This is a genomic window from Streptomyces sp. NPDC059874, assembly GCF_042731135.1.
Classification (GTDB): Bacteria; Actinomycetota; Actinomycetes; order Streptomycetales; family Streptomycetaceae; genus Streptomyces.
Genome location: NZ_JBHWJY010000023.1, coordinates 25808 through 51593 on the forward strand (window position 1 = coordinate 25808; position 25786 = coordinate 51593).

Consider the following 25786-nt stretch of genomic DNA (forward strand, 5'->3'; position numbering starts at 1 on the left):
CGGTCCTTGTGCCCGTTCCGCGACCGCCAGCCGTCCCCAGCCTCTCCTCTCCCAGCAGCACCTCTGAGACCTGCGAATACCGTTTCAGAGACAGGTGCTACGGGGCAGGCGTGAACTCCGGCTCGGTACCGCCGCAACCCGCCGGCTGACACCGGGACGACGCCGCCGCAGTCGTGCCGCTTGCGCACCCAGTCCTCCCCCGTCCTCGCGTGCGGGACCCCGTGGCGGACCACCCCGCCCGCCGGCCTCTGTGAGGCGGGTGCCCCGCAGGCGGGCAGGCCGCTCCAGTACGGCCCGCAGGCCGCCCGCCCCTGACTGGAACCGGTCGGTCACCCGGACCGCGCCCAGCACCGCGAGCGGGCCCGTGCCGGGCGCGGTCGGCCGGGTCATAGGGCCCCCAACTCCCCCGCCGCCAGGGCGGCCAGAGCGTCGGCGTCCCCGTCGGTGGACCAGCCCGACAGCTCGTCCTGGCCCTCGACATCGTCGGCGAGGCCCAGCCACGGGGCATCGAGCCGGAACCGTCGCGCACCGCCCCCAGCACAACGCACCCGCAGCGAGGCCGCTGCCGCCCCGGTGAGAATCGCGATCTTGTCGTTTGCGAGCAGCCGGGCGGCGACTGCGGACGCTCGAGCTCCGGATGCCTGTCAGTCCCGCCGGTCGGGGTGGGGAAGTCGGCGTGGCGGCGGCGCCAGTTGACCACCGCCGCCCGCCCCATACACACGCGATCTGGCCCTCGGCGAGCAGGACCCGGTCCGTGTCCGGGGTGACAGGGGGTGAGGGCGGCGAGCTGGGAGCGTCGGCCCCGACGGGTCTCCCGCACCGCCCGCCAGTCCATCCGAGGACGGGCGACGTCCAGGAGGGCGATGGTCTCGCCGCTGTAGAGCGGGACGGTGGTCACGCCGCCGTGGTGCTTGCAGTCGACCTGTTAAGGAGCGCGCGCAGGTCCCGGCGGCGGGCCGGCGCTGCCACCTGCTCCGGGTGGACCTCGGGGAACTCCGCCTCGCCGCCGAGGTGGACCAGGAGGCCGGCGCGGACGAGGTGTCCGATGGCGGCCGCGGTCACCCTCGGCCGCATCGGGGGCAACGGGATCCCCAGCGCCTGCGTCAGCCGCTCCGCCGCCACCCCTGCCCCGATCGGGCCCCGCAGCGCGGCACGCACCGCCTCGGGATCGGCGGCCTCCACGACCGCCCGCGATGGCAGTCTTGACGATCTTTCTCCCGGCGGGCGCAACCGGCACCCCGCCAGAGCGCGTGTCGGCAGTCGAAGAAGTACGCAAGCGTTGCCCGTCGTGGCCGTGCGGAATCGAACCGCTCGGCCCGGGAGGATCAGGAGCCGTACCGTGTCGGACGAGATCACGTTGCGCCCGTCGCCGCCGACGACCTCGCCGTGTGGAAGCCGGAGTTCACTGGGCCGGAGGGCTGGGGCATCCACCAGTGGTTCGGCTACCGGTCGACGGCCGACCTGCGCCGCCGATTCGCGGAGAACGGCCTGCTCGATCCCGACGGCGGGCAGTGGCACGACCTGATGATCTACTCCATACTCCGCGCGGAGCGGACCGGCGGGACCGCGAAGTGAGCGCGGGACGCCGAACGGACGGAAGGCGACGCAGCATGGATCACGACCAGGTACTCGAAGCGTTTCAGCTGGAATGCGGAGCCCTCGGCGACGCCGTGGCCGGACTCTCCGAGGCCGAGTGGAACCTCCCGACGCGCTGCACTCCCTGGGCCGTACGCGACCTGCTCGGGCACGTATGCGTGGTGATCGACTGGCTTCCGGCCATGCTGGACGCGCCGGCGCCCGGCGAGGCGGAGATCTCCGCGGTGGAGTACTACCGGCCGGACGACCGCTTCTCACCGCAGACCAATGGCAAGCGGATCGCCTTGGCCCAGGACCGTGCGGCGGGGCCGGCCGACGGCACCGCCTTCACCGAGGACTTCGCCGCGACCTGGCGGCGGGTCGACCGGCTGTGCCGGGTCCAGCCGGCCGGTCGGACCGTGCGGACACGCCATGGCGACGCCATGCTCCTGTCGGAGTTCCTCCTCACCCGCGTCGTGGAAGTCGCCGTCCACGGCCTCGATCTGGCCGACGCACTCGGACGTGAAGCTTGGCTCACCCCGGCCGCCGGTGACGCCGTGACGGAGCTGCTTCTCGGCCCGGAGCACACCGCGGCGGCCGACAAACTGGGGTGGAGCCGTCCCCACTTCCTGCGCAAGGCCACCGGCCGAGAGCCCCTGAACGAAGCGGAGGCCGCACAGGTCGAACAGCTCGGCATCCGCTGGCTCGCCCTGGGCTGACGTCCGCCCCTGCCCGTAATCCCGCGAAACCGTGAATCACCCAGTACTCGGGCGCACGGCGTGTGCGTCCACCCGGCATCTTGTATCAGGAGGAGTTGTGCGACGTGGCGAAGTCTGGTGGGTCGAGTTCGACGAGCGGCGGCCGGCCGTACTCCTGTCGGGAGACAGCGCGTCCGGGATCCGGGCGATGCAGGTCGTCGCCCCGGCGGGCGTCGACATCAGCGGTCTGGGGGTCGAAGTGGCCGTGGGTGCCATGGAGGGACTGCCCTTTGAGGGTGTGCTGAGGGTCGCGTTCCCGCGCCCGGGCTTTACCCCCTGCACGTGGCTGACCACCGTGTCCCGGGACGACCTGATCGAGCCGGCAGGCGTACTGCCCTCCGCGAAGCTCAGCGAGATCGAGGATGCCATCCAACTCACCGAACAGGCGAGTGAGTGGACCCCGGCGACGACCGCGAAGCTCAGCGACATAAGAGACGCCCTCCGTCTCAGCGGCGGCGAGCAGGGCCCGGGCGCCGCACTCGACGATCACGAGCAGGCGCAGCAACGGGTATCCGAACTCCCGCTCGTCCCCGGCGGTTTGGGATAGCGCCTGGTGCCGTCCACCGCGACGGTGCGCAAGCCCCGGTAGTGCACACCTGGCTGGCCACGCCCACCGACCTGACCGGACCGGCCAGGGTCTGGAACAACAGCTTGCGCGGGCGTGCCCCCAGGCGGCGCCGGGCCCGGGCGAGGGAGGAGACAGTCGGGCGGACGAGGACGCGGCGGGCAGCTGCGCGATCAGCTTGCCCCACACCGCTCGGTAGGAGCAGCGCTCGAACAAAGCCAAGGCCAGGACGAAGTAGACCATGACGCGCGCGGGCAGTAGCCGCACCCGCTTCCGCCACAGCCTGAGCAGCAGGCAGCCGACCCCCTCTCCCGCCCTGACGCAGCATCAGCCGATCGCGCAACGGCAACGTGACAGTTCCCCCAAACGGGCGGCGCGGTCCTGTTGGCGGTCGTCGTCCGCTTCCTTCTCGGCAGGGTGCCGTCCGATGGTGTGGGTGATCCGCATTGCTGCACAGCTTGGAAATCCGGCTCAGCGTGGCTCATCGATGAAGCGCGGTGCAGCACCTAGATTTGCCCCGCCCTTCCAGTTTGCGTCGGCTACGGGTTGCAGTGGGCTGCTCTGACGGCAGGAGGGCTGCCACACCCGTCGATTCGGACGCACACCTCTGGGAGAGGCCATGACGACAACTCCTGGTGGGGAACCCATTCCCCCCGTCGCTCACGACCCGGCAAGCCGTCGCAGCTTCCTGAAGTACTCGGCACTGGCGGCGTCGGTACCCGCGCTGCAGTCCGTACTCGCAAACCCCGCCGCGGCCGCTGCCGCACCGAGCGCGTACGCGCCCGTTCCGCCCACCGCGATCGGTCCGCAGATCCCCGCGAAGGGCTATCTGGTCCAGGAGATCGGCGAGCGGCTGTACTGGCTGACGGACGGCTTCTACCAGATCATGTTCCTGGTGACCGAACGTCACCACCGCAAGAAGCAGCGTGTCATCGTCGTGGACGCTCCCCCGACGCTGGGGGGCAACATCCTCCGCGCGATCGAGGAGGTGGCACCGGGTGCCCGTATCAGCCACCTGGTGTACACCCACTACCACGCGGACCACATCGGTGCGGCGGACAAGCTCCGCGACGCGAGCCTCCCGAAGCTCGTGATCATCGCTCACGAGCAGACCGCCCACCTGCTGAAGCAGGTACCCGAGTCCAGCCGGCCGCCGTTGCCGAACCGCACCGTCTCCAGCCACTACCGTCTGGAGGTGGACGACCAGGTCCTGGAGATCCACTACAAGGGCCCCAACCACAGCCAGGACAACCTGTTCATCTACGCGCCGCGGCAGAAGGTCCTGAACGTCGTGGACATCGTCTACCCCGGCTGGGTCCCGTTCAGGAACCTCGTCGTGTCCACCAACATCCCCGGCTGGATCAACGCGCACAACCAGCTCCTGGAGTTCGACTTCGAGACCCACATCGCCGGGCACCTGACCCGACTGGGTACCCGGGAGGACATCAAGATCCAGCAGGAGTACCTGCGCGACCTGGAGCACTACGGCAGGAAGGCGATCACCGAATTCGTCAACGTGGGACCCCTCTTCGCCAAGTACCCGGGCAACGCCTGGGCCGTGTTCAAGGAGTACCTCGACATCCTCACCCAGACCACGGCCGACGCCGTCACCCCGGCCTGGATCAGCCGGCTCGGCGGTGCCGATGTCTTCACCTTCGACAACGCCTGGACCATGGTCGAATCCCTGCGGCTCGACCACAAAGTCCTCGGCCCCTTCGGCACCCGCCCCTGAGCCCGACTCTGCCAGGGATCGCTGCGTCCCCGGTGCGACAGCGGCCGGACCTCATGGACCGCGCTCCCGGCCGATCTTCCCGTCGAGGTGCCGGGCCGGCTCCGTTCGGACCAGGTGATGCGCAAGCCCGTCCCCGTGCCGTGGATCTGCCCGCCGCAGGGCGGACGCCCGCCCAAGCATGCCGTGAGTTCGTCTTCGGCAAGCCCGAGACCTGGGGCGAGGTCACCACAGTGACCGTCAGGTACGGGGCGGCGACCGCGCAGGCGTGGAACCGGCTCCATCCCCGGCCAACCCGCCGGGCCGCCTGGATCGACCACGACGGACCGCTGCCCATCATCGAGGGCACCGTGGTCCGCCTGACGGTCGAGAAGCTGCCCAGCGGCGGTGCGAACAAGGCCGTCTGGCTGTGGTGGTCGGTCACCGGCACCGCCACGGACGACGTTGACCGGCGCTGGTGGTCGTTCCTGCGATGCGGAGGTTCGACGTGGAGCACACCTTTCGCCTCCTCAAGCAGACCCTTGGCTGGACCCGCCGGGAGCTGCGGGACTCGCGGGCCGCCGACCGCTGGACCCGGCTCGTCCTGGCCGAGCGCTCGGCTCGAAGAACCAGCGGCCCGCCACGACATCGGGCGGGTCCTCGCCACCGGCGAGGCATACAGTCGCCCAGTCCACCATCAAAGGGGAACGAAGCCCAGACGCGTCACGACTGACGCAACAACGCGGCAGGCGGATCTCGCCCGTCCAGTACATCAACCCAGGTGACTACAGACTGAGACGAATCAACACCCAGCAGAAACACCGTCTCCGCTTCACGTTCCAGTGCGATGACCCACGGCGATGGTGTCCCCTCTGGAGCCGTCAGTACGTAGTCGCGGCAGATCCCGTGAAAGGGCAGGCACGAGATCGAGTCCGCGATCGGGTCTCCAGGATGTGAGTCCCGCAGTAGGGCAACTATCTCGCCAACGAGATCAGGACAGACATCCACCAGGCGCAACAGGCTCTTCTCGGGACTCTCGCGGGACACCATGCCGCGAAGCTTGTCAGGTCCTGCTCCAGAGCACCTACTCGACCGAAGCAGCAGCGCGCATGTTAAACGGCAAGGTGTCTGCTTCTGAGCCGCGCATGACAGATATCCATGGGGGCTTCCTCCGCCACCAGTGTTCAAGCCGACGACCAGCGGTGCGGCCGGGACTCGGCGCCGGCGAACCTAGTCGGCCATTCGGCGGCGCTGAGGTGACAGCGCCTGCACGCGATCCTGTACGAATGGGCACATAGTGGCCAGCCGGTCACAACATGTTGCTGCGCGGGCAAGGGAAGAGGCATTCGATGCGAAGTGACCAGTCGGGCCTCCCGAGAGCGATCCTCGGGATCTTGTCCCCGCACCGCCGCGCTGGCCGGGTTCCGCCGCCCGCGCCCGCACCCATGCCGGCCGGCCGGCCGCTGCCGCGTCGGCGTTCACGGTGGTTTGCGGCCGTTGCGCTGGCGCCCGTGCTGGCTCTGACGGCCACTGCAGCGCATGCCCAGGGCGCCTGGCTGACGCTGCCCGACCTGCCCACTGCCCGCTACGGTCCTGCCAGCGCGACCGCGCCTTGCCCTGAAGGGGTTGAGGGGCTCAGGGGAAACTGCGTATATGCCCTCGGCGGCCGGATCGGCTCGGAAGCCCAGAATGCAGTGGAGGCTTACAGCCCCTCCACGAACGCGTGGAAGAAACTCCGGGGTCTGCCCACCGCCCGTTACGCCCCCACGGCGGCGACCGCACCCTGCCCCAAGGACATCGCAGGACTCAAGGGGATCTGCGTGTACGCCATCGGCGGCCGGATCGGCTCCGATGATGTGAGCACGGTCGAGGCGTACAGCCCGGCCACCAACACGTGGAAGGCGCTGCCGGCCCTGCCCGCCGCCCGTAGCTTTGCGGCGGCGGCGACCGCACCCTGCCCCAAGGACGTCGTAGGGCTGAGGGGAATCTGCGTGTATGCGGTGGGTGGCGGCTTCTCGGACACCGTGACGGCGTACAGCCCGGCCACGAACATGTGGCAGACGCTGCCCTCGCTCGACGCCCCCCGCGACGCCCCGGCGGCGGCGACCGCGCCGTGTCCCAAGGGTGTGAAAGGACTTCATGGCACTTGCGTGTACGCCACGGGCGGCTTCGACATCAACACCGAGGAGGTTCTGAGCTCGGTGGAGGCCTACAGCCCGGCGACGAACACGTGGACGACGCTGACCTCGTTGGACACCCGCCGCGTCGCGCACGCGGGGGCGAGTGCACCCTGCCCCGAGGGCGTCGAAGGGCTGAAGGGGATCTGCGTATACGCCGTCGGCGGCTTCAACTTCACCGACGAGGTCCTGAACTCGGTGGAGGCCTACAGTCCGGCCACGGACACATGGCGGACGCTGCATTCCCTGCCTACCGCTCGGTTCGAGCTGGCGGGTACGAGCGCTCCCTGCCCCAAGGACACCCGAGGGCTGAACGGAATCTGCGTCTACGCCCTCGGCGGCGCAAGTGGCTTCCCCCACAATGCCCTGAGCACCGCGGAGGCCTTCGCTGTTGGAGAGCGGTAGATGAACCAGCGGAGCCGGGATCGTGACTCCGAGCCCGGCTCGCGGCCCCGGGAGGAGATCCGCCTGCCACCGGCTGCGTGAGCGCAGCCGTGCCCGTACCAGTTCCGCAGCAGGCCTCCGTCGCCGTCGGGGGACGAAGGGGGCGTTGCGCTTGCCCGATAGGCGCGTAGTCCGGGTGTCCGACAGCCCCTAGCGCGGAGGTGGCTCGTGCCACCATCGAAGGAGTCGCTGAATTGCTGGTGAGCACGTCATCCACGGTGCACACGGCGGCGTTCGAGGCGATGACGACCGGCCGGTGGGAGCCCGCGGCGCGGTGGAGCAGGAGACCGACCTGCTGCTCTGGAAGCCCCCGGCGGCCTGGTTCGCCTGCGACATGGAATTCACTCCGCTCAACCCCTCCTCCGGGCCGGCATCACCTAGACCGGCAGCCCAAGTTGACGGCCCCCGTCGCTGCGGGCCTTGAGCGAGCACGCAATTGCGCGGAGCAGCGGTCGAGGCCTTGGCTCGCGGGCGCGGAGGTGAGGTGTCGCAGTCCGACGTCTGCGAGTTCGTTGCCGAGGTCCTCAAGGACGCCACGGGCTGAGGCCCAGGCAGAGAACGCCGCCGGCGGCGATCCTTCGGGCTGTCGGCCTACACGCCGATAACCCGCCGACGTACGGCTGAACGTGCTCATCGGCCGGGATGTACTCCACCCGCGTGAGGGACGCGGTCGCCCCGTCGGTGACGGGCTGGTCCTCGACCGCCGGGGCATCGGCGTGCGAGCTGTCGTGCCCGCTCCCCCCTCGATCCTGCTGTCGCCGACGACTTGAAACCCGACACGGCCGGTCGTCCAGCAGGGGGCCAGCGGCAGTGCGAAGGCCGACCCTCTCGCCGCGCCGGACACGGCCGGCACAGCGAGGTCTCCTGGCATTTCACGCGTCCCCTATTTCACCTCCACACATCCCCTCACAGTGAGTAGTACTGTCCTACCCTCAGTGACGGCAATGGTTGCGGCAAGATGAAAGAGGCAGGTGGACCGGGATGCGCGAGACACGACGAGTGGCGCGGGTATTGGGGGCGTGCGCGGCGGCGCTGACGATGGCGCTGGCGGCGCCGGGTACGGCACAGGCGGCGGAAGGGGTGCTGTTCATCGATCGGGCGCCGGTGCACGACCCGTCCGGCTGCTATCCGTTGGGCGACTTCGTGCCCTCGGAGGTGGCCAACTTCACGGACGAGACCGCCTTCGTGTGGTCGGGCCCCAACTGCGACGGGCACGTGACGGGCGCCGTCCCGCCGGGGCAGGTCGTTCGACCCGCTCCCGGCATGAGCCTGTTCATCCAGTAGCAGCACGTCCGGTGACAGAGCGGCGCGGATCCCCCTCGCCGCTCGGCAGGATGGGAACCGGGTCCAGGCCCTGGTGCAGGCGAAGGCGGCCAGGGAGGTGGTGGAGAAGGCCGAACCGGCGGCGGAGCCGACCGGCGCCGTCGACCCGATGGCGGCCTTGCGCGCCGGCGTGGAGCGGGCCAGGAGTCTCAAGGGCACCGGGACAAGGCCGCCTTCCCCAGCGCCCGGGCGGTGCCGGGGGGAAGAAGCCGGCCCCAAGGAAGCGGGCGCGCTCCGGCCGGGCAGCCGAAGGCCGGGAGCTAGTGTCGGTGCCGAAGGCCGAGCTGTACGAGAAGGCGGCCGCGGCCGGCATCCCGGGCCGCTCGTCGATGAACCACGACCAGCTCGCCGAGGCCCTTGCCGACGCCGGCCGTGGCCGGCGCAGGGCCTGACCCACCCCATGGCGGGACGTCCTGCGCGGGCGCGGTCAGGCCACCGTGACGCGCAGGGCGTACGGCTCGCCCGCGCTGATGGCTTCTGCCTGTTCGCGGGGGTCCGCGTCCGTGAAGCCCAGCAGTGCCTCGTCGGCGGCCCGGCGGAGAAGCGGAAGGATCTCGGCGACGGGCCGGCCGCGACGCGCTTCGGCGAGCTCGGCGAAAGCCTGCTGGTAGGGGGCTCCGTACGTGCTCGCGCTGTCGGCCAGCGGCCGGTCAAGGTGCTGCCTGTCAACGCTGATCTCGCCCATGGCCTGCTCCTCACGTCCTCAGCGGTCCCGATCCGTACCCGCGCCTTCGACGCTACGAGGCGAGTCTGACATCGGCCCCAGCCCGGGCACCGGGCACGTTCCGGCGATGAGGTCTGCGAAGGAGCTCGCGGGTGGGCGGCGGCATCATCCCCTCGGCGTCGAAGAGGTACCACTGGCAGCCGAGAACGACGGGGTCAAGACGAGTGTGTTCGAGCAGCATCGGATCTCGTCATGGCCAGGGCGATGCGTATCAAGCGTTGCCCGTCTGCGCACCAGCGCCACGGCGCAGCGCCTGGGCGGGCTCGTGGCGTCCTGCCGGCGCTGAGGAGGTGTTATTCGCCGACCAGCAAGGGGGCCGCCCAGCGGGCGAACTCCTCGAAGCCGCGCGGCTCACGGCCCGTCAGTTCCCGCACCGAGCTGGTGGTGGACGCGTTCTCACCGCCGCGCAGCGCCTCGAAAACGTCCACCACCTGCTCCGCGATCCACTGCGGCAGGCCGGCCTGGGCCATCCCCGCGACCGCCGCGTCGTCCGGGACGTCCACGTACTCGATCGGGCGGCCCAGGACATTCGACAGCAGCCGCGCGACCTCGGCGTAGGTGATCGCCTCCGGGCCGGTGAGCACGTGAGTCCGGCCGTCATGCCCGGACGTGACCAGCACCGCGGCAGCGGCGGTGGCGACGTCATGCGGATCGACCATTGCGATTCGCGCGTCACCGGCGGGGAGGAAGAAGCGGCCGGCCTGCCGGATGGTCGTGGCAGAACCGAGGATGTTCGACATCATGTGGCTTGAGCGCAACACCACCGCCGGGATGCCCGAGCCGCGCAGGTGCTCCTCAATGCGGCCGTGCTGGTCGAAGAAGACCGTCGAGGAACCGGCCCCTGCCCCAATCGTGGACAGCATGACCACCTGCCGGACACCCGCGGCCGCTGCCGCGTCGATCGCGTTCGTCCCGTACTCCACCTGCCTGGGGTCGTTCGCGCAGAGAAGGAACATCCGCTCGACACCGTCGAGCGCCCGCCGGACAGACGCCGGCTCTGCGAAGTCGCCGTGCGCCATCTCGGTCTTGCCGCCGAGAACGGCGGCCGCACGATCCAGGTCACGGACGAAGGAACGGACCGAAATGCCCCGCGCACACAGCTCCGTGGCGACCTTCGAACCGACGTTCCCTGTCGCGCCCGTCACCAGCACCGTCGCCATAATCGCTCATTCCCCGAGGTCGGCTCGCATCAGCCCAAAGTATCCGAATGGCGACACTTAGTCGCGGAACGAGGCCGCCTAGCACTCTCTTCCGTGCCCTTGCGCGGCGAGTACCCGCGATGCTCCGCCGTCGGTTTCCGGGATGTCGAGGCATTCGCGGCTCGGCTCGGCGAGCTCGGTGTGAAAGCGGCCGTCCGGGCCCGCAAGGCGACCGTGAAGACAGCGATGAGAGGCTCCCAGATCGCGGTGAGCACCGGCCTGGGGCCTGGATCGCCAAGCAGAAAGCCCGCCGCGACCGCCTCGACCCCGGGCAGCTCGCCGCGCTCGCCGAGCTGGGTGGCTCCCACTCCCGCACTCGCGCCCCGTGTCCTCGATCATGGGCACTCGTCAGTGAAACGCGCACCGCACCGGCACGAAACTTTCTGCGGAGCACCGGTGCGCAGCCCACGCTGCCCGTAGCCGGCGTGATCGCAGGAAGCAAATCGACCCGGGTCGCGACCATAGACGGCAACCGGGAACCGGGAACCGACAATCAGCCACAGATCATCAACCGCCCAGCGGACCATCCGCCTTGCCGAATTCCTTGGAGTATCGAATGTCGAAGATCATCAGCTGGGGCAGTGCCCGAACGTTCACCGTGTGGCAGTACGGAATCGGCCACTCCCAGCTCCTCCTGTCGGGCAGGGGAACGGGCACGGAGCCCGACCTCGGAGTTCACTTCGAGGGCGTCGAGTTCATGCGGCTCATCCGGGTCTTCAGGAACCTCCGCATCGCCACAGCTGACGAGCACCACATACGCGAGATTGAAAACTCCGGCATCCCCTCCCTCCGCCCCCTGCTCATGCTGGCGCTCCACCACGACGAAGGGGTGGGACTCGTCGCCTGCTCCCGACTGCGGATTGGACAGACCCCAGCCAACGGCAAGCCCACATGGAACCTCACCGACATCCAACTGCACGCCTCCGCAACCGGGTAACGAGAGAGCCCTCATGCCTCGCACCCACACGATCATCCTTCGGCCGCACCAGGAAGAGCCGTCGAAGCAGCCGTACGCGGACTGGACATTCCGCTGGGGAAGCGGATTCCACTGGCGGGGCTGAGGGCGACGGTGGTGGCGTACGGGACCGGCAAGGCGTTCATGGCGGCCACGGCCGCGCTCCGGCTCGCCCGGGGGTGCTGATGCTCCTGCCGACCCTGGACCTGCTCATCCAGACCGTGAGGGAGTGACGGGCCGCCGGCCACATCGGACCTGTGGTCGCGGTCTGCTCACTGGAGGACGAGGTCCAGCTGTGGCAGCTCGATGTCCGTTCCACCACCTCGGCGCCCCAACTCGCCCTGTGGTACGGCCACGGCCCGATCACCATCTACGCCACCTACCAATCCCCAATCCCTACCCGTACTCGCCGAGGCTCACTGCGGGAAGTACGGACTGTCGATAGGAGGTCATCCCGGCGATGCGCCAGCCGTACATGACCGCCAGGCCCCGGATCTGGAGGGAGCGCCACCGAGGACCCGCAAGGAACGCGACCTGTACGAAGCGCCGCTCGTCTACGAGCTGTCCCTCGCACGGCGGCGAGCACCGCACCGGCGTGTGGATCGCCAACCAAAAAGAACCCCGCGACCACTTCCACCCCGACCAACTCCGCGCACTTGCCGAACTTGGCCCGTAATGGGCGTAGATCAGATCCGTGTCTGCCCTGGCGGGCAAGCGATAGAACGGGCAGCAGCGCACCCCCGCTCCCCTGGCCGGGACCGTTCCCGTGCAGCCCCTGGCTCCGGCGACGCCGGCAGGGTAACCGCAATATCGGGCCCACGGACCCTGGATGGGTCAGACTCGGCCGGCTCGGCGGTGCCGGGCCGCGCCCGTCACCCGGTCAGCACCCATTCGTGGGCGTACCACTGGTCCGATCCGTTGACGCGTCCGCGAGGCGTCCCACTCTCTCGTGATCGCAATCTCCACGATGACCGAAGTGATCCGAAAATCCCACTAGGCATCGTTCGATCCGGTACGAGAAGGAGCGGCATACATGAGCCCCGAGCACAGCACCGGGTCCAGACTCGGCCCGTTGCCCCGGCGGAGCAGCTGGCTGACCGGCGGAACCCTCGCCTCGCTGGCCCTGGTGCTGATGGGAGTCGCCACCCCCACACTCGCCGTAGGCCAGAACATCCACGCCACGCAGTCCGTCCGCGCAGCAAACCCTCCGGGTGACGGCTGCGACGAGGACCACGACGATCCGTGGGGAGCGGACGCCCGGCTCGACGGGCCCCACGGCGACGACGAGTGCGACGACGGGGGCAACCCCGGCGCCACCGGCGCGACCGGGGCCACGGGCGCTACGGGCGCTACGGGCGCTACGGGCGCTACGGGCCAGCAGGGTCTCCCCGGAGCGACGGGTGCCACGGGTGCGACCGGAGCCACCGGCCCGACGGGTGCGACCGGAGCCACGGGTGCGACCGGCGTGGACGGTGCGGACGGTCAGCCGGGTGCCGATGGCGCAACGGGTGCGACCGGAGCCACCGGAGCCACGGGAGCGACCGGAGCCACCGGAGCCACGGGGGCGACCGGAGCCACCGGAGCCACGGGGGCGACCGGAGCCACCGGAGCCACCGGAGCCACCGGGACCGTCAACACCATTCCTACCCAGGGGCCGGGAACCCGGGTTGTAGCGGGCGGCCCGATCGCTGCTGACACAGCAACCTGTCAACCCGGCCAAAAGGCAGTCGCCGGCGGGTTCTACGGGGGGGCCTACATCATCCCGATTTCCTCCCAGCAGGCAACCGTGACCACCCCCTACGACAGCTGGATCGTTCAGTTCCAGAACACCAACCCCATCAACGACGGTGTTGGTACAGCCATTGCGTATTGCCAACCGTGAACGAATAGCCGCACCAGGTGCCAAGAAGATCAGCCGCTCGCCGAAAGGCGGCCTACAGCCGGCTTGTGGGTCGCCTTTCGCACCTCGACCGCCTGATCGCCACGGCGTTGGGCCCGTACCCGGGCGAGGCCCATGAGGCGCACGCGACTCTGGCCGGGCTGAACCGCCCGGGCAACAGGCGTGGGAACGGGGATGACCGCCCGACCTCCGGGGTACCCCAGGTCGATTCGCGGGGCCTGGTCGAAGAAAGTCGCCAGGGTCCGGCGCCCATGGACCAGCACCGCGTCCAAGACGTCACGGCTCCCCCACGCCGCCGTGAGCCGCACCCTCTCGAAGGGGTGGCCAAGGCCGGCCGCGGCGCCGCCAGGTGGACGGACCTGCCCGCGGTCCTGGCTGCCGCCCTCGCCTACGACCCTTACGGCCGCCACCCCGCCACCACCGACTTCGCCCACGCCCTCCACCACACCATGACACCCGCAGCTCACCTGCCCGCAGGCACCCATCGCGTGCTCGGCCCGCCGGCCGCCGACAGGCGAGCCGCAGGCTGACGCACTGGACTTGCGACGGTGTCGGAGGACGCCGGCCCGGGCAGCCTGCCCATCCCTGCAAGCAGGGCGGCGGGCGAGGTGAGACGGCTGCGGCTGACTGAGCCCGGCACCCATGAGGGGCCGGGCGAAGGAAGCCGATCGTAGAGGTCAGTACCCGACGCCGATCACGTGGTCCGCAAAGGTTCTCCACCACGGAGCTCCGGAGCTCGAATCCCCGTGCTGGAGCGGAGGCGTGGACGTGGCGATGAGGGCGGCCCGGCCAGCAGGCAGCTACTCGACGGCCGCCGCGACGAGGTCGGGGAATCAACGACACAGCCCAGCACGGCCGGCTCATTCCGGCCCAGCGCACGGCTCTCGCCCGGAGTCCAGGACTATGCCCGAACGGGAGCCCAGACGAACCCGACTAGATCGCGGCCCAGGCTGCCGCGAGGCGGCCGACGAGTTCTGCCGCGGTCTCCGGGGCGAAGGAGTAGGGGAGGCGGAGGTAGTTGTCGTGGGTGCCGGTCGGATCCATCGTGGCACCGGGGATGACCTCCGCGCCGTGGCGCAGTGCCAGCTGCGCGTAGATCTGGGCATCCGTGCCCGGCGGCAGCCGGATCCACAGGACGGAGCCTCCTTGCGGTTCCTGCCAGCGCCAGTCCGGAAGCTGCTGGGCCAGCAGCCGGGTCATGGTGGCAAGCCGCTCTCGGAGGATGCGGTCCCGTTCGGGTGCGAGGGCGGGGAGCTCGGGCAGCAGGCGGGCGGCGAGGGCCTGGTCGAGGACGGGGCTGCCGAGGTCGCCCAGCGCCTTGAGGCGGGCCAGGGGTGCCACGGTGTCCTGCGGCGCGCGGATCCAACCGATCCGCAGGCCGCCCCAGACCGCCTTGGACAGTGAACCCACCGTCAGCACCGTTCCCCCGGCGGGGTTCGCGGCGATCGGCGGCGGAGCCTGCCCCGGAGCGAGAGCCGCGGCGTGGGCGCTGTCCTCAAGGACGGTGACGCCGTGTTCGGCGGCGAGCTCGGCGACCCGGCGACGGCGTCCGGCGGACATCAGGGTGCCGGTCGGGTTGTGGTAGGTGGGCATGACGTAGAGCAGCGCGGGCCGGTGTTCGGCGAGTGCGGCGGCAAGCCGGTCGATCCGGATGCCGTCCGGGTCCAGCGGGACGCCGACCAGCCGGGAGCCGGCCGCCCTGAAGACATCCAGGCAGCCCGGCCACCCGGGGGATTCCACGATCGTGGTCGACCCGCGCCCGAGGTACAGCTGGGCGCTCAGGGTGACGGCCTGCGTGGCGCCGGTCGTCACCACCACCTGGTCCGGCGTGGTCGGCAGCCCGTGCGCGGTGTGGTGGGCGGCGATCGCCGCCCGCAGCGCGGGTAGCCCGGCCGGGTGGTAGCCCGCGTCACCGATTAGCCCGGGCAGGTCCTCACGGACGAGGTCGAGCAACGCCCGGGCCAGATCCGGACCGCCGGCCTCGGCCGCCTGCCCCAGGGAGATGAGGTTCGGTGGCTGTGCCACCAGCCGTTGGATGACCCCGCCGGCCCGGCCGCCGCGCACCCGCCCGTCCACAGGCACCCGGTGGACGACGGCGCCTCCCGACACCTGTGTGCCGCTGCCCCGGCGGGTCTCGACCAGGCCCGACGCGCGCAGTGCGTCGTAGACGGCGACCACCGTCGCCCGGCTGACCGAGAGTGCGTCGGCGAGCCGCCGCTCGGACGGAAGGCGGTCACCGGTGCGCAGGTCCCCGGACCGTACGGCTCGGACGAACGCATCGGTGAGCCGCCGGTAGAGCGGGCCCTCGGCCGAACTCCAGTCGCCCAGCAGGTCGATCAGCCCGGCCGGCTCGGACACCTCGAGATTCCGGTCCACTTTCCCCTCCATTGGCACGGCAGTACGAGCCGCCGCCGACCGAGGCTAACGGCATGACATCCACCTCAGTCCTCGACCCCCGGCTGACCGCCATCTGTGACCTGTCCGTCTTCGCCGCGCGGGACGGCGCGGGAAGGCACGAGTACGACGGAGCCGTCCAGGACCTGTCTCCGGACGGAGTCCGGCGTGCTCTCGCCGCCCTCGGGGGCCCCGCCGGCACCGAGCCCTACGCGGACCCGCACGACGAGGCGCACGCGGCGGCTGCCGAGGAAGCCCTCCGGGTCCGCTTCGGCGAGCTCGAACTGCACCGGAGCAACCCGCTGTGGCACATCGAGAACCTCGACCTGTCCGGCTACGACCGCCCCTACGCGCCCCAGCCCGAGCGGGACGCCGCCCGGTCGGCCCAGTTGCGCCGCTGGCCGGACGCCGTGGACGCGGCGATCGCGGCACTGGACCGCGTGCCCGCGGCGCTGGCCGACGCCACGCTCCCGCTCGCCCGCGGACTGGCCGCCTTTCTCGACCCCCGGGGCGGCCCCGTCCACGCCGCCGCCGAACGGGCACACGCCCGGCTCCTGACCCACCTGGAGCGAGCCGCCCGTGAAGGCCGGCCATCGGCCGCGCTCGGCGGCCCCGCACTCGCCCGGCTCCTCGGCGCGGCCGAGGCCTGCACCGTGGACCTCACCGCGATGACCGCCAGGGTGGACGCGGAACGGGACCGCCTGCGTGCCCTGCTCGACGACTCGCTGCGCCGCATCGACCCCAAGGCCGCACCCGCCGACACCGTACGGGCCCTCCAGGCCGACCACCCCGACGCCGACGGCCTGCTGGACGAGTTCGCCGCGCTCGTCGACGAGACGGTCGCCTGGACCGCCCGGCACGATCTGGTGCCCCACCACGACGTCGAAGTGGACGTCCGGCCGATGCCCGCATCACAGCGCCGGGCGCTGGCCGGCCTCTTCGCGTCCGCGCCCCACGAGGCCGACGCACCCAGCAGCTTCCGCGTCACCCTCCCGGACCACAGCTGGAACGGGGCCGAGAGCAACCAGTGGCTGTCGACCGGCTTCAACCGGACCCTGATGCCCAACATGGCCATCCACGAGGTGGCACCCGGCCACGCCAGCCACGGCAGGGCGCTGCGCCGGGCGACGACCGACGTCCGCCGCACGCTGCACTCCGAGGCCTTCATCGAGGGCTGGGCCCACTACTGCGAGGAGCTGGCCCTGGAACAGGGATTCCGCGACGGCGACCCACGCGTCGCCGTCGCCGTCGCCCAGGACGCGCTGCGCAGGGTCACCCGCTTCGCCTGCGCGATCGGACTGCACACCGGAGCCATGACCCTTCCGGACGCGGCGGCGCGGTTCGCCGAGGACGTCTCGCTGGCCGGTCCCGCGGCCCTGCACGAGGCCGAGCGCGGGCTGTTCGACCCCACCTACGGCCGTTACACCTGGGGCAAGTTCGCCGTACTCGATCTGCGCGAGCAGGCCCGGGCACGCTGGGGCGGCGCCTTCTCACTCCGCCGGTTCCACGGCGCCCTGTTCGACCTCGGTGCCCCGCCCCTCGGCCTGTTGCACACGGCACTGGAACGCGGATGACCTCCCTCGCCGCCTTCGCCCTGGCCTCGCTGGTCCTGGTCGCCGTGCCCGGACCCAACCTGATCTACATCGTCACGCGCAGCGTGCAGGACGGACGCCGGGCCGGCATCGTCTCGGCCCTCGGCGTGGAGACCGGCACGCTCCTCCACGTCATCGCCGCCGTCTGCGGACTGGCCGCGCTCGTCGCCGACCACCCGCTCGCCCTCATCGTCCTGCGCTACGCGGGCGCCGGCTACCTCGCCTACCTGGGCGTACGGACGCTGCACCGGGACCCGCCACCCGCTGTCGGCACCGAACGGCCCCCGCAACGCCGACTGCTCCGGCTCTACGGCGACGCCATCCTCGTCAACCTGCTCAATCCCAAGGTCGTCCTGTTCTTCCTTGCCTTCCTCCCCCAGTTCCTGCCCACCGGCCTGCCTCCATCGGAGAGTCGCGCACGCATGCTCGTACTCGGCATGGTCTTCCTGTCCATCGCCCTCGCGCTGGACCTCTGCTACGCACTCATAGGCGCCGCACTCACCAGACGGCTCCGCGGGACACCGCGCCGTGCCCGCCGGCTGCCATACCTGACCGGTGGCATCTACCTCGGCCTGGCCGCCCTGGTCTTCATCTGAACGCACCGGGGATCGAAGATCCACCCGATCACCGACCGGAACGGGCTGCCTTTGCCTCTGGGCATCTCCGGTGCCAACTTGCTCGACAGCCAGGGTCTGGAACCGCTCGTGCGCGGGATCCCGCCCATCCGCTCTCGTCGAGGTCCGCGCCGCAGGCGGCCTGGAAAGTTTCACGCGGACAAGGGCTACGACTACGACCACCTGCGCCGACGGCTCCGCAAGCGCGGGATCCGCCACCGCATCGCCCACAAGGGCATCCAGTCCTCACAGAGGCTCGGCCGCCACCGATGGGTTGTGGAGAGGGCCGTGCCCTGGCCGGCCGGCTGCCGCCGACTACACCGTCGCTACGAACACAAGCCGGAACACTTCCTCGCCTTCGTAGGCATAGCCGCAGCCCGCATCTGCCACCGCCGTCTGACCTGCTGATCACGTTCTGAGCCGCAGTTCAGCAGGGCGTCACCTCGGGGTCGAAAATGCGCAGGCCCCAGGGTTCCAGTGTGTTGTCGCAGAGTTCGGCCAGGAACTGCACTGCCCCGCCCTCATCGTGCCACCAAGCTCCGCCGCGACCCGCCACGGTGACGAACCACTCCTGCGGGGTCTCTCCAGCGGTGCTCCACATGAACTTGTCACTCTCGTCCGACTCCGACCACGGCAGAAGGCCACCCGGTGCGGGATAGGCCGGCAGGTCGAGATCGGGTTCCAGCCAAGCGTCGACAAGTACCTCCAGCGTGCTCTGAAAGCCACGGTGCACGAGGTGTTCTTCGCCTGGCTCGGGCAGGCTCACCAGAATGTAGTCGCCGATGGCGAACGTCGGGTACCACTCGGCGAGGTGCTTGTAGTCGGATGGCAGTGCGGTGCCCAAGCCCTCCTCGACCAAGGCCCAGTCGAGCACAGCCGGCGCTGTTCGGCGATGGTCGACCAAACCTGGGATAGCGCGCTCAAGCGCTGCGAGGGCCTCTGCCGGATCCGTGATACGGCGCTTCGGTGTCTGTGTCTCGATGGGATCATCCGTCATGGACAGCAGCCTGCCAGGCCCGTGTGACACCCCATAAGCGGATCCACCAACCGCAGCACCTCCGTCATCGACCCGGCAATGGAGGTCAGCCAGGCACGCAGTGCCGAGGAAGGCGAGGAAGCGCGAGCCCTTTCGTTCCTATCGGACGGTGAGGCGGCGGTGGCCGAAGAGCCAGGCGATCGACCGTTCGATCTTCCAGCGGTGCCGACCGAGACGTTGGCCGGACTCGATGCCGGGCGGGCGCGATGCGCGCGACGAGCCGCGCTCGCGCAGCCGGGCCAGGTGTTCGGCGGAGAAGTACGCCTTGTCCGCGCGGAGTTTGACGGGTCGGCGCCACCGTGGTCCCCCGGCGGGACCGGACGGCGGGTATGCCGCGGATGAGCGGCTTGAGGGCGAGGCTGTCGCGCATGTTCGCGCCGGCACGGCGACGGCGAGCGGGATGCCCTGGACATCGGACAGCACGTGCAGCTTGCTGCCTGTCGCCGCGGTCGACCGGGTTCGGCCCGGTCAGCGATCCCCCCTTTTGGCGCACCCACCACTCCCCCGGCGGCATGCCGCACGAGCATCAAGTCGCGTGAGACAACCTCTAAGCCTTGATTGGTGCGGCCGACCTGGCGGCCTGCTCGATCCTCGCGCAGTAGGCCGCACGGGCTTCCTCGTCGATCTGCTTCTCGTGTTCGGCGCGCACCCCGGTCCGGCCGTCGAGGCCCTCGCGCAGGATATCGGCGTGCCCGGCATGCCGGTTGGACTCGCCGAGGACATGGACCATGATGGCGAACAGGTTCGTGTTCGGATAAGGCTCCGGCCACCACGGCACGTGGCCGGGGGCGTCGAGGGGAAGCTCGTTGATCGTCGCGTCCGAGTGCTCCCACGTGCGCCGGTAGAACCCGATGATCTGATCGCGGGTCTCGTCCTCGGTCGCCCACAGATCACTGCCGTTGTGGTCCTGCCACCGGGTCAGCGGTTCCGGGGAAGGGCGGTCGAAGACCTCTCCGAAGTACCTGGCCTCGACGGTGGCCACGTGTTTGACCAGGCCGAGGAGGTTGGTCCCGGTCGCTGTCAAAGGCCGACGGGCGTCGTATTCGGACAAGCCGTCGAGTTTCCAGAGCAGCGCCTCGCGGTCCCGCCGCAGTCTCCCGTGCAGGTTGTCTTTCGCGAATTCATCGATCATGCGGCATGAGCCTGCCATGGGCTGCTCGTGGTCTCAAGATCCCGTACGTGGTCCGCAACGACTGGCAGAGACTCCTAACAGAATGATCTTCGAGGTGGTTGGATCGCTCCGGGGTTGTTCGAGGTCTTCGCGCGACGAGGACACTTTCGGTGCTGGGAAAGGGCACCGGAGCGATGGGAGTTGCCTCATGTGACTCAAGAGACGACGCCAGGCCATTCAGAGCCTCGTTTTGGTGATGTACTACCCATCGGCAATGACCAGCCCGGCATGAAGCCCGGCCTGCGGCGGCCGGCGGACGCCGAGACGGCATGGTGCAACCCATTGCACTGCCGCGCAACCCCACCACGACCCCTCCGCCGCCCACGCACCGCAGGCACCTGCGGTCCCTCGCGTGGCGCTGCCACCGGCCTCGCACCCGCCAGGCCGCCGACTTCTCGAATCCTGCGTCCAATGACATCATCGGCCGCATGCTCGCGGAGAACACGTTGGTCGCCTGGCTCAAGGATCGGCACGGATGGCGTCATTACGACGGGCGCGTCGTCGACATCGGCTTCGCCTTCTCCGTGTCACCGCAACCTGACGCGTACCTGATGGGCGATCAGGCCGCGTTCGTCATGGGGCTGGGGCCCACCATCGTCCTCAAGCGGACCGGGGCGGTGTGGGGCACCGGGGGCAACCCGTACTTCATGCCGCTCTGGCAGGCCCGGACCGAGGAGGAGTTCGAGGCCGCGCTCCGCCGGACCCACCCGCAGGACGATCCGGCCCGCCCGCCCGAAAGCATCCCGTTCGACTACCGCCCGAAGCGCGGACGAGGCGCCCTCCGCCGACTGTTCGGGGCCTCTGAGAACTCCTAACAGAATGATCTTCGAGGTGGTCGGATCGCTCCGGGGTTGAAGATCCGGGGGTGTGGGACGGTGCGGCCGAAGCCGTGGGAAGCCGACGACGAGCTGTGGGCAGTAGTCGAGCCGCTGCTGCCGATGGTCCAGCGTTCGAGTTCGGAATCCGGAGCGCGAGCGGCATCCGGACCGGCTGGTGTTCGGGCGGACGCCTCAGGCTATCCGTCATTCTCTCCACGAGCCGGCAGGATCACCGCCCGGGCCCCCGCTGGCCACGCGGGTACGGCCACCGTCCTTCGCCGTGAAAGTCCGCATTACCAGTCGCCGAACTTTTCTTCGTCGTCTCTGGTCCATCCCTGCGGGCCGACTTGCCCGAGCCAGTCATCGAATCTGCCGGCTGCTCCGCGTTCGGCGGCAAGGTCTTCGGGGGTGGGCTGGTACCACTCGAGCCCGGTGCGGATGGTGAGCAGATCGACCATGTAGGCGCTGATGTCCACTCGGTCGTACTCGACATGGTCGCTGCCGTCCGGGGCGTAGCGGAAGCCCTTCTCGGCGACTGCGCCGACGAGTTTGGCCACCGACTTGCCGCCGATGCCACCCACACCGGCCACGGAGAGTCTGAGGCCGAAGACGTCCGCGACCTGTGCGTACCACCGTTGGAACTCACCTTCGGCAAAGGTGCAGTTCAACGCTCGTCCGACGCTCGCGGCGACCTGCTCCAGAGCCTTGACCGGCTTCTCCGGCGTCTCGTCAGTATCGACGCGAACGCTGAGACATATCTTCTGCCGCTTCTTCATCTGAACACTTTGCCTTACCAAGACTGCTCCACGCGAAGGGCTATCACGGATACGCGGCTTCAGCCAGGACAGCGACGCTCGGCGTCCGCCCTTCAGCCCTTGGCTCGGCGGCGCGCAGTCTGATGGCTGCCGCACCCGGCGGGTGCCGTTCATGTCGCGAAGTCACGGCGCGACGTCAAGCAGAGGGGTGACGGCTCGGTTGCGTTGTCTAATCCGGAAGTCGCGGGTTGTCGACGCGTTCTGGGTCGCGATCCGAAAGGGGAGCGCCGAGTAGCTGTGCGAGTGCATTGATGTGCTCCGGCTGAGCCAGGACGGACATCGCCGCTTCTTGTCGGCGATGGAGCGCGGCGGCGTTTTGACGCAACACGCGAAGGCGCACGCGCATCCACAACCGCGTCTGCCATGGGTGCCACAGCGCCCGGAGCAGGTGTTGGGCTGTCGCCTGGCGATATTCCTCACACTGCGTCATGAGTTCTTCGAGGGACTCACCCAGGACACCACCCAGGCGGAGATCGACCATTCCGATGACCTCGCATTGCAAGGCACGTTCCTCCCCGCCCCCGGCAAAGTCCAAGACCCCGCGGGGTATGCCGGCCGAGAGCGCGGCCACCACAAGATCTGAGATCGCTTCCCGCTGGGCGTGCTCAGCGTGACTGCCGTCCTCCAGAACCGCCGTGACGCCAAAACGGGCCGTGACCAGGAGTCGTGCCCCGACCGAGTGCCGCGACGGGCTCTCCCTCCGGTTCGGCATGATGTCGCAGGCCCTGTCGCGCACCGCTTGAACGCGGAGGAGCTGTTGCATGACCGCTGCGCGCAGCTGCCGGCGCTCCTGGTTCATGGAGAGGTAGTTGGTCACCGCGGCGCCGACAACACCGCCGGCCGTGGTGTACACCAAGTCCATCCATCCAGGCATCGCAACCGCCTCACCGGGCCGGGAACAAGCACATCGCCTCGCACCGAAGCGGTCCGAGCGTAAGCAGGCTCTGAGTCCGGGGGAAGAACGAAATCACGCAGCGTGGACCCGAAGCGCGTCCCTGAGCTGCTCAGGTCGGTGCCGAGCCGTTCGAGTCGGCGGTGCGGCGCCGGGTCAACGCCTGGACCATGGTCGGGTGCGCGGCCTGACGCGTGGCATCCGCCGGCACGTGCCGGCGGATCACCGCCGCCGAGGCCCCGCCTCTGATGCTGGTCTCCTACCGGTCATGGCGCCTGCACGTCCGGATCCTCGTGCACGGACAGGCTCGTCGACGCCCGCCTCGTGGACGGCGTCCCCTGCCGCCGAAGAGCGCCGGCTGCCCCGGCTGACACCGCGATTGACACCTCGGCCGGGGATGCACGGCCTGGCCCTGTTCGACCATCGGGCGTCACCCAGAACTCCAGGGGCTCCCCGGCTCGGCCCGGCGGACCGCCGGGCCCGTCTTCGCCACCGCGCAGGCTGGTCCCCGTTCACAGCCAGCCACAGCGCTGCGCCTGGAGGCCCATCTGGAAGCGGTTCTCAGCGCCCAGACGGGCCATCAGGATCTGGAGCCGTCGGAAGAACGTACGTCGGCTGACGCCCAGTTCACGGGCGATGACCTCGTCGCTCGCGCCTCCGGCGAGGAGGCGGAGCAGCCGACGGTCGGCCGGCGGCAGGCCGGCCGGGCGGGTGGCGCGGCCGTGCAGGGGCAGGGCTGCCTGCCAGGTCTGTTCGAACAGGGCGATCAGCGCCGAGAGCAGGCCGCACGGCTGTACCACCAGCATCGTGTTGTGCACGTCCGCCTCTCTGATCGACAGGGACACCAGCGCGTACGCCTCATCGATGACCACCAGCTTGACCGGCACCGACGGCGCCACCCTGGCCTGCTCGCCGGCCTCGATGCACGGTTCGATGGCCGTCTCCAGCTGCCCGGGCATCTCCAGCGACGCCTTCGAGTAGACGACCCGCTGCGTCACGCCGCGGGCGAGTGTCGCCAGTGCATCGTCGGTGGCGCCGGCCAGCGGGAAGTACGGCGGCGAGTCCAGCTGCCGGATCTGCTCGCGGGCGCTGGCCCACGCGTGGCGCATCCGCGGGCCGATGGCGTCACCGGTCACCACCTCGACGAGGTTGTCGTTGTACGCCGCGAGACGCTGGCGTCGGAACGTCTCGAACGCACCGCCCACGCTGATACGCGACTCCTCCAGCTCCGCCGCCCGGTGCCGGGCGAGGATCTCCAGGCCCGCGGCGGGCGGCACCGGCGCCACCACGTCCGCTCCCTCTCCGGCGGCGCTCGCCAGCCCGGCATCGACCAGCTCGCCGTACGCCGCGGCGAGTTCGGCGCCGTCCAGTCCGGCCGCCGCCCCGATCGCACCGAGCGGAGCGGGGGCCAGTTCCAGGAGCGCCAGGTACACGCGGCCCGCCGCTGGATCGATCCCCAGCAGCCGTAGGGCCTCGCCCAGTTTCGTGTTCGCCATGAACCGCATTATCGGCGCCCGCGAGGCGAGTATGGCCGATCAGTGCCACTGGCACGACCGACCCTCATCGTCGCGCCGTCCCGCAGTACCGTCCGGGAGTCGCCGAGGCCTCGAGCGGCAGTCGAACCCATCCGGAAGAAGGTGCACGACGTGGCGAAGGGTCGGAAGAACGGCCTCTACTCGGGGGTCTCCGAAGAACTGTCCGCTCTGATGAAGACGGGCTGGGCGAACACCGAACGGCGCGACCTCCCGCGCGACGAGCAGGCTCCGTACGCGGCCCGCCGCCGTGCCGCACTCTCCGCGCGCTTCCCCGGCGAGCGGCTGGTGATCCCGTCCGGCAACCTCAAGGTCCGCTCGAACGACGATACCTACCCGTTCCGCCCGTACTCCGGCTACGTCCACATGACCGGGGACCAAGCCCGCGACGGCGCGCTCGTCCTCGAACCGCGCCCGGACGGCGGCCACGACGCGTACTGCTACCAGCTGCCGCGGGACGGCCGGGACACGGACGAGTTCTGGCTCGGCTACACCGCCGAGCTGTGGATGGGCCGGCGTTCCTCCCTGACCGAGTCCGAGCACACGCTCGGGCTGTCCTGCCGCGACGTCCGCACCGCGGCGAGCGACCTGGCCGCCGCCCCGGACGCGCCCACCCGCATCGTCCGCGGCGTCGACCCGGCGCTGGAGGCCGCCGTCACCACCGACGCGGAGCGCGACGCCCAACTCGAGGAGGCTCTGAGCGAGCTCCGCCTCGTCAAGGACGCGTGGGAGATCAGCGAGATGCGCAAGGCGGTCGACTCCACCGTTCGCGGTTTCACCGACTGCATCGGCGAGCTCTCGCGGGCGGTCGCATCCTCCGAGCGGTGGATCGAGGGCACCTTCTTCCGCCGCGCTCGGCTGGAGGGCAACTCCGTCGGATACGGCTCGATCTGCGCCGCGGGCGACCACGCCACGATCATGCACTGGACCGACAACGACGGACCGGTGCGCCCCGGCGACCTGCTCCTGCTCGACGCCGGCGTGGAGACGCACACCCTCTACACCGCCGACATCACCCGCACCCTGCCGATCAGCGGCACATTCACGCCTGTGCAGCGCAAGGTGTACGACGCGGTGTACGAGGCCCAGGAGGCGGGCATGGCCACCGTCAAGCCGGGGGCCGCCTACCGCGACTTCCACGTGGCGGCGCAGCGGTACCTGGCGGAGAAGCTGGTCGAGTGGGGCTTCATCGAGGGCCCGGCGGACCGCGCGTACGAACTCGGTCTGCAGCGCCGCTTCACCATGGCCGGCACCGGCCACATGCTCGGCCTGGACGTCCACGACTGCGCTGAGGCCCGCAACGAGGAGTACGTCGACGGCGTGCTGGAGCCGGGCATGGTGCTCACGGTGGAGCCGGGCCTGTACTTCCAGCCGGACGACCTCACGGTGCCCGAGGAGTGGCGCGGCATCGGAGTGCGGATCGAGGACGACCTGCTGGTGACGGCCGACGGCCACGAGAACCTGTCGGCGGGTCTGCCGCGCTCGTCGGACGCGGTCGAGGCGTGGATGGCGCGCGTCGCGGGCTGACGGGAGAGCCCCGGAAGTCCCGGTGCCCGCATGATCCGCCGGCTGTCCGCCCACGGTCCGTCACAAC

The 25786-nt window shown here is 70.1% G+C and carries 27 protein-coding genes and 3 pseudogenes; 16 read left to right on the forward strand and 14 right to left on the reverse strand.

What is annotated here, in order from left to right; all coding sequences use genetic code 11:
- Positions 1–386: 386 nt before the first annotated feature.
- A complete protein-coding gene (locus ACFV9H_RS15580) occupies positions 387–548 on the reverse strand; it encodes a hypothetical protein (protein WP_385397978.1) in 162 nt (53 codons plus the stop codon).
- 346 nt (positions 549–894) lie between these two features.
- Positions 895–1182: a hypothetical protein gene (locus ACFV9H_RS15585; RefSeq protein WP_385397980.1), complete on the reverse strand. Its 288-nt coding sequence runs from the start codon at positions 1180–1182 to the stop codon at positions 895–897.
- A gap of 204 nt (positions 1183–1386) precedes the next feature.
- Between ACFV9H_RS15585 and ACFV9H_RS15590 the strand changes: the two genes are divergently transcribed.
- The 3 genes from ACFV9H_RS15590 to ACFV9H_RS15600 all read left to right on the forward strand — a co-directional run bounded on the left by ACFV9H_RS15590 (position 1387) and on the right by ACFV9H_RS15600 (position 2880).
- Positions 1387–1575 (forward strand): hypothetical protein, encoded by a 189-nt coding sequence (locus ACFV9H_RS15590; protein WP_385397982.1) that lies wholly within the window; start codon positions 1387–1389, stop codon positions 1573–1575.
- 35 nt (positions 1576–1610) lie between these two features.
- On the forward strand, positions 1611–2294 hold the full coding sequence (locus ACFV9H_RS15595; RefSeq protein ID WP_385397984.1) for a maleylpyruvate isomerase N-terminal domain-containing protein: 684 nt from the start codon (positions 1611–1613) through the stop codon (positions 2292–2294).
- Between the two features lie 97 nt (positions 2295–2391).
- Positions 2392–2880 (forward strand): type II toxin-antitoxin system PemK/MazF family toxin, encoded by a 489-nt coding sequence (locus ACFV9H_RS15600; RefSeq protein ID WP_385397986.1) that lies wholly within the window; start codon positions 2392–2394, stop codon positions 2878–2880.
- Positions 2881–3051: 171 nt separating this feature from the next.
- Here ACFV9H_RS15600 and ACFV9H_RS15605 read toward each other — a convergent pair.
- Positions 3052–3165 (reverse strand): annotated as a pseudogene (locus ACFV9H_RS15605) (transposase domain-containing protein); the annotation flags it as partial.
- Between the two features lie 352 nt (positions 3166–3517).
- Here ACFV9H_RS15605 and ACFV9H_RS15610 point away from each other — a divergent pair.
- Positions 3518–4630, forward strand: a complete 1113-nt coding sequence (locus ACFV9H_RS15610; protein ID WP_385397988.1) for an MBL fold metallo-hydrolase — start codon at positions 3518–3520, stop codon at positions 4628–4630.
- Between the two features lie 699 nt (positions 4631–5329).
- Here the strand turns inward: ACFV9H_RS15610 and ACFV9H_RS15615 are convergent.
- Complete coding sequence (locus ACFV9H_RS15615) at positions 5330–5656, reverse strand: hypothetical protein (RefSeq protein WP_385397990.1); 327 nt, start codon at positions 5654–5656, stop codon at positions 5330–5332.
- A gap of 395 nt (positions 5657–6051) precedes the next feature.
- Here ACFV9H_RS15615 and ACFV9H_RS15620 point away from each other — a divergent pair, with 395 nt between their 5' ends.
- The 3 genes from ACFV9H_RS15620 to ACFV9H_RS15630 all read left to right on the forward strand — a co-directional run bounded on the left by ACFV9H_RS15620 (position 6052) and on the right by ACFV9H_RS15630 (position 8942).
- The gene (locus tag ACFV9H_RS15620) at positions 6052–7188 is read left to right on the forward strand and encodes a Kelch repeat-containing protein (protein WP_385398140.1); all 1137 of its coding nucleotides are present in this window, start codon (positions 6052–6054) and stop codon (positions 7186–7188) included.
- A gap of 1020 nt (positions 7189–8208) precedes the next feature.
- On the forward strand, positions 8209–8511 hold the full coding sequence (locus ACFV9H_RS15625; RefSeq protein ID WP_385397992.1) for a hypothetical protein: 303 nt from the start codon (positions 8209–8211) through the stop codon (positions 8509–8511).
- 308 nt (positions 8512–8819) lie between these two features.
- Positions 8820–8942 (forward strand): hypothetical protein, encoded by a 123-nt coding sequence (locus ACFV9H_RS15630; protein ID WP_385397994.1) that lies wholly within the window; start codon positions 8820–8822, stop codon positions 8940–8942.
- A gap of 35 nt (positions 8943–8977) precedes the next feature.
- On the opposite strand, the gene ACFV9H_RS15635 is transcribed toward ACFV9H_RS15630, so the two are convergent.
- Together ACFV9H_RS15635 and ACFV9H_RS15640 are read right to left on the reverse strand one after the other, a co-directional pair.
- A complete protein-coding gene (locus tag ACFV9H_RS15635; protein ID WP_385397996.1) occupies positions 8978–9235 on the reverse strand; it encodes a hypothetical protein in 258 nt (85 codons plus the stop codon).
- Positions 9236–9567: 332 nt separating this feature from the next.
- A complete protein-coding gene (locus ACFV9H_RS15640; protein WP_385397998.1) occupies positions 9568–10434 on the reverse strand; it encodes an SDR family oxidoreductase in 867 nt (288 codons plus the stop codon).
- A gap of 595 nt (positions 10435–11029) precedes the next feature.
- On the opposite strand from ACFV9H_RS15640, the gene ACFV9H_RS15645 reads away from it, so the two are divergent.
- Complete coding sequence (locus tag ACFV9H_RS15645; protein ID WP_385398000.1) at positions 11030–11410, forward strand: hypothetical protein; 381 nt, start codon at positions 11030–11032, stop codon at positions 11408–11410.
- A 414-nt stretch (positions 11411–11824) separates the two neighbouring features.
- On the opposite strand, the gene ACFV9H_RS15650 is transcribed toward ACFV9H_RS15645, so the two are convergent.
- The gene (locus ACFV9H_RS15650; RefSeq protein WP_385398002.1) at positions 11825–12037 is read right to left on the reverse strand and encodes a hypothetical protein; all 213 of its coding nucleotides are present in this window, start codon (positions 12035–12037) and stop codon (positions 11825–11827) included.
- A 424-nt stretch (positions 12038–12461) separates the two neighbouring features.
- Here ACFV9H_RS15650 and ACFV9H_RS15655 point away from each other — a divergent pair, with 424 nt between their 5' ends.
- Together ACFV9H_RS15655 and ACFV9H_RS15660 are read left to right on the forward strand one after the other, a co-directional pair.
- On the forward strand, positions 12462–13310 hold the full coding sequence (locus tag ACFV9H_RS15655; protein WP_385398004.1) for a hypothetical protein: 849 nt from the start codon (positions 12462–12464) through the stop codon (positions 13308–13310).
- Between the two features lie 269 nt (positions 13311–13579).
- Complete coding sequence (locus ACFV9H_RS15660; RefSeq protein ID WP_385398006.1) at positions 13580–13858, forward strand: hypothetical protein; 279 nt, start codon at positions 13580–13582, stop codon at positions 13856–13858.
- Between the two features lie 403 nt (positions 13859–14261).
- On the opposite strand, the gene ACFV9H_RS15665 is transcribed toward ACFV9H_RS15660, so the two are convergent.
- On the reverse strand, positions 14262–15704 hold the full coding sequence (locus ACFV9H_RS15665; protein ID WP_385398008.1) for a PLP-dependent aminotransferase family protein: 1443 nt from the start codon (positions 15702–15704) through the stop codon (positions 14262–14264).
- A 53-nt stretch (positions 15705–15757) separates the two neighbouring features.
- On the opposite strand from ACFV9H_RS15665, the gene ACFV9H_RS15670 reads away from it, so the two are divergent.
- The 3 genes and pseudogenes from ACFV9H_RS15670 to ACFV9H_RS15680 form a co-directional block, all read left to right on the forward strand.
- The gene (locus tag ACFV9H_RS15670) at positions 15758–17296 is read left to right on the forward strand and encodes a DUF885 family protein (RefSeq protein WP_385398010.1); all 1539 of its coding nucleotides are present in this window, start codon (positions 15758–15760) and stop codon (positions 17294–17296) included.
- Positions 17293–17910 carry a LysE family translocator gene (locus tag ACFV9H_RS15675; protein WP_385398012.1) on the forward strand — a complete coding sequence of 206 codons (618 nt, stop codon included), beginning with the start codon at positions 17293–17295 and terminating at the stop codon, positions 17908–17910. The genes ACFV9H_RS15670 and ACFV9H_RS15675 overlap by 4 nt, the downstream gene beginning before the upstream one ends.
- 6 nt (positions 17911–17916) lie before the next feature.
- Positions 17917–18336 (forward strand): annotated as a pseudogene (locus ACFV9H_RS15680) (IS5 family transposase); the annotation flags it as partial.
- Positions 18337–18355: 19 nt separating this feature from the next.
- On the opposite strand, the gene ACFV9H_RS15685 reads toward ACFV9H_RS15680, so the two are convergent.
- The 3 genes from ACFV9H_RS15685 to ACFV9H_RS15695 form a co-directional block, all read right to left on the reverse strand.
- Entirely contained in the window at positions 18356–18925 is a 570-nt protein-coding gene (locus ACFV9H_RS15685) for an SMI1/KNR4 family protein (protein ID WP_385398014.1), read from the reverse strand.
- Between the two features lie 138 nt (positions 18926–19063).
- Positions 19064–19393, reverse strand: coding sequence for a hypothetical protein (locus ACFV9H_RS15690; protein ID WP_385398142.1), 330 nt, complete (start codon positions 19391–19393; stop codon positions 19064–19066).
- 118 nt (positions 19394–19511) lie between these two features.
- The gene (locus ACFV9H_RS15695) at positions 19512–20096 is read right to left on the reverse strand and encodes a DinB family protein (protein WP_385398016.1); all 585 of its coding nucleotides are present in this window, start codon (positions 20094–20096) and stop codon (positions 19512–19514) included.
- Positions 20097–20563: 467 nt separating this feature from the next.
- Between ACFV9H_RS15695 and ACFV9H_RS15700 the strand changes: the two genes are divergently transcribed.
- A complete protein-coding gene (locus ACFV9H_RS15700) occupies positions 20564–20950 on the forward strand; it encodes a hypothetical protein (RefSeq protein ID WP_385398018.1) in 387 nt (128 codons plus the stop codon).
- Positions 20951–21010: 60 nt separating this feature from the next.
- A pseudogene (locus ACFV9H_RS15705) lies at positions 21011–21125 on the forward strand (IS5/IS1182 family transposase); the annotation flags it as partial.
- Positions 21126–21246: 121 nt separating this feature from the next.
- On the opposite strand, the gene ACFV9H_RS15710 reads toward ACFV9H_RS15705, so the two are convergent.
- From ACFV9H_RS15710 to ACFV9H_RS15720, 3 genes are all read right to left on the reverse strand, one after another.
- Complete coding sequence (locus ACFV9H_RS15710) at positions 21247–21729, reverse strand: hypothetical protein (protein WP_385398148.1); 483 nt, start codon at positions 21727–21729, stop codon at positions 21247–21249.
- A gap of 208 nt (positions 21730–21937) precedes the next feature.
- Positions 21938–22630 carry a hypothetical protein gene (locus ACFV9H_RS15715; RefSeq protein WP_385398020.1) on the reverse strand — a complete coding sequence of 231 codons (693 nt, stop codon included), beginning with the start codon at positions 22628–22630 and terminating at the stop codon, positions 21938–21940.
- 542 nt (positions 22631–23172) lie between these two features.
- A complete protein-coding gene (locus ACFV9H_RS15720) occupies positions 23173–24156 on the reverse strand; it encodes a LuxR family transcriptional regulator (RefSeq protein WP_385398022.1) in 984 nt (327 codons plus the stop codon).
- A 150-nt stretch (positions 24157–24306) separates the two neighbouring features.
- Between ACFV9H_RS15720 and ACFV9H_RS15725 the strand changes: the two genes are divergently transcribed.
- Positions 24307–25719 (forward strand): aminopeptidase P family protein, encoded by a 1413-nt coding sequence (locus tag ACFV9H_RS15725; RefSeq protein ID WP_385398024.1) that lies wholly within the window; start codon positions 24307–24309, stop codon positions 25717–25719.
- The last annotated feature ends 67 nt before the right edge of the window (positions 25720–25786 follow it).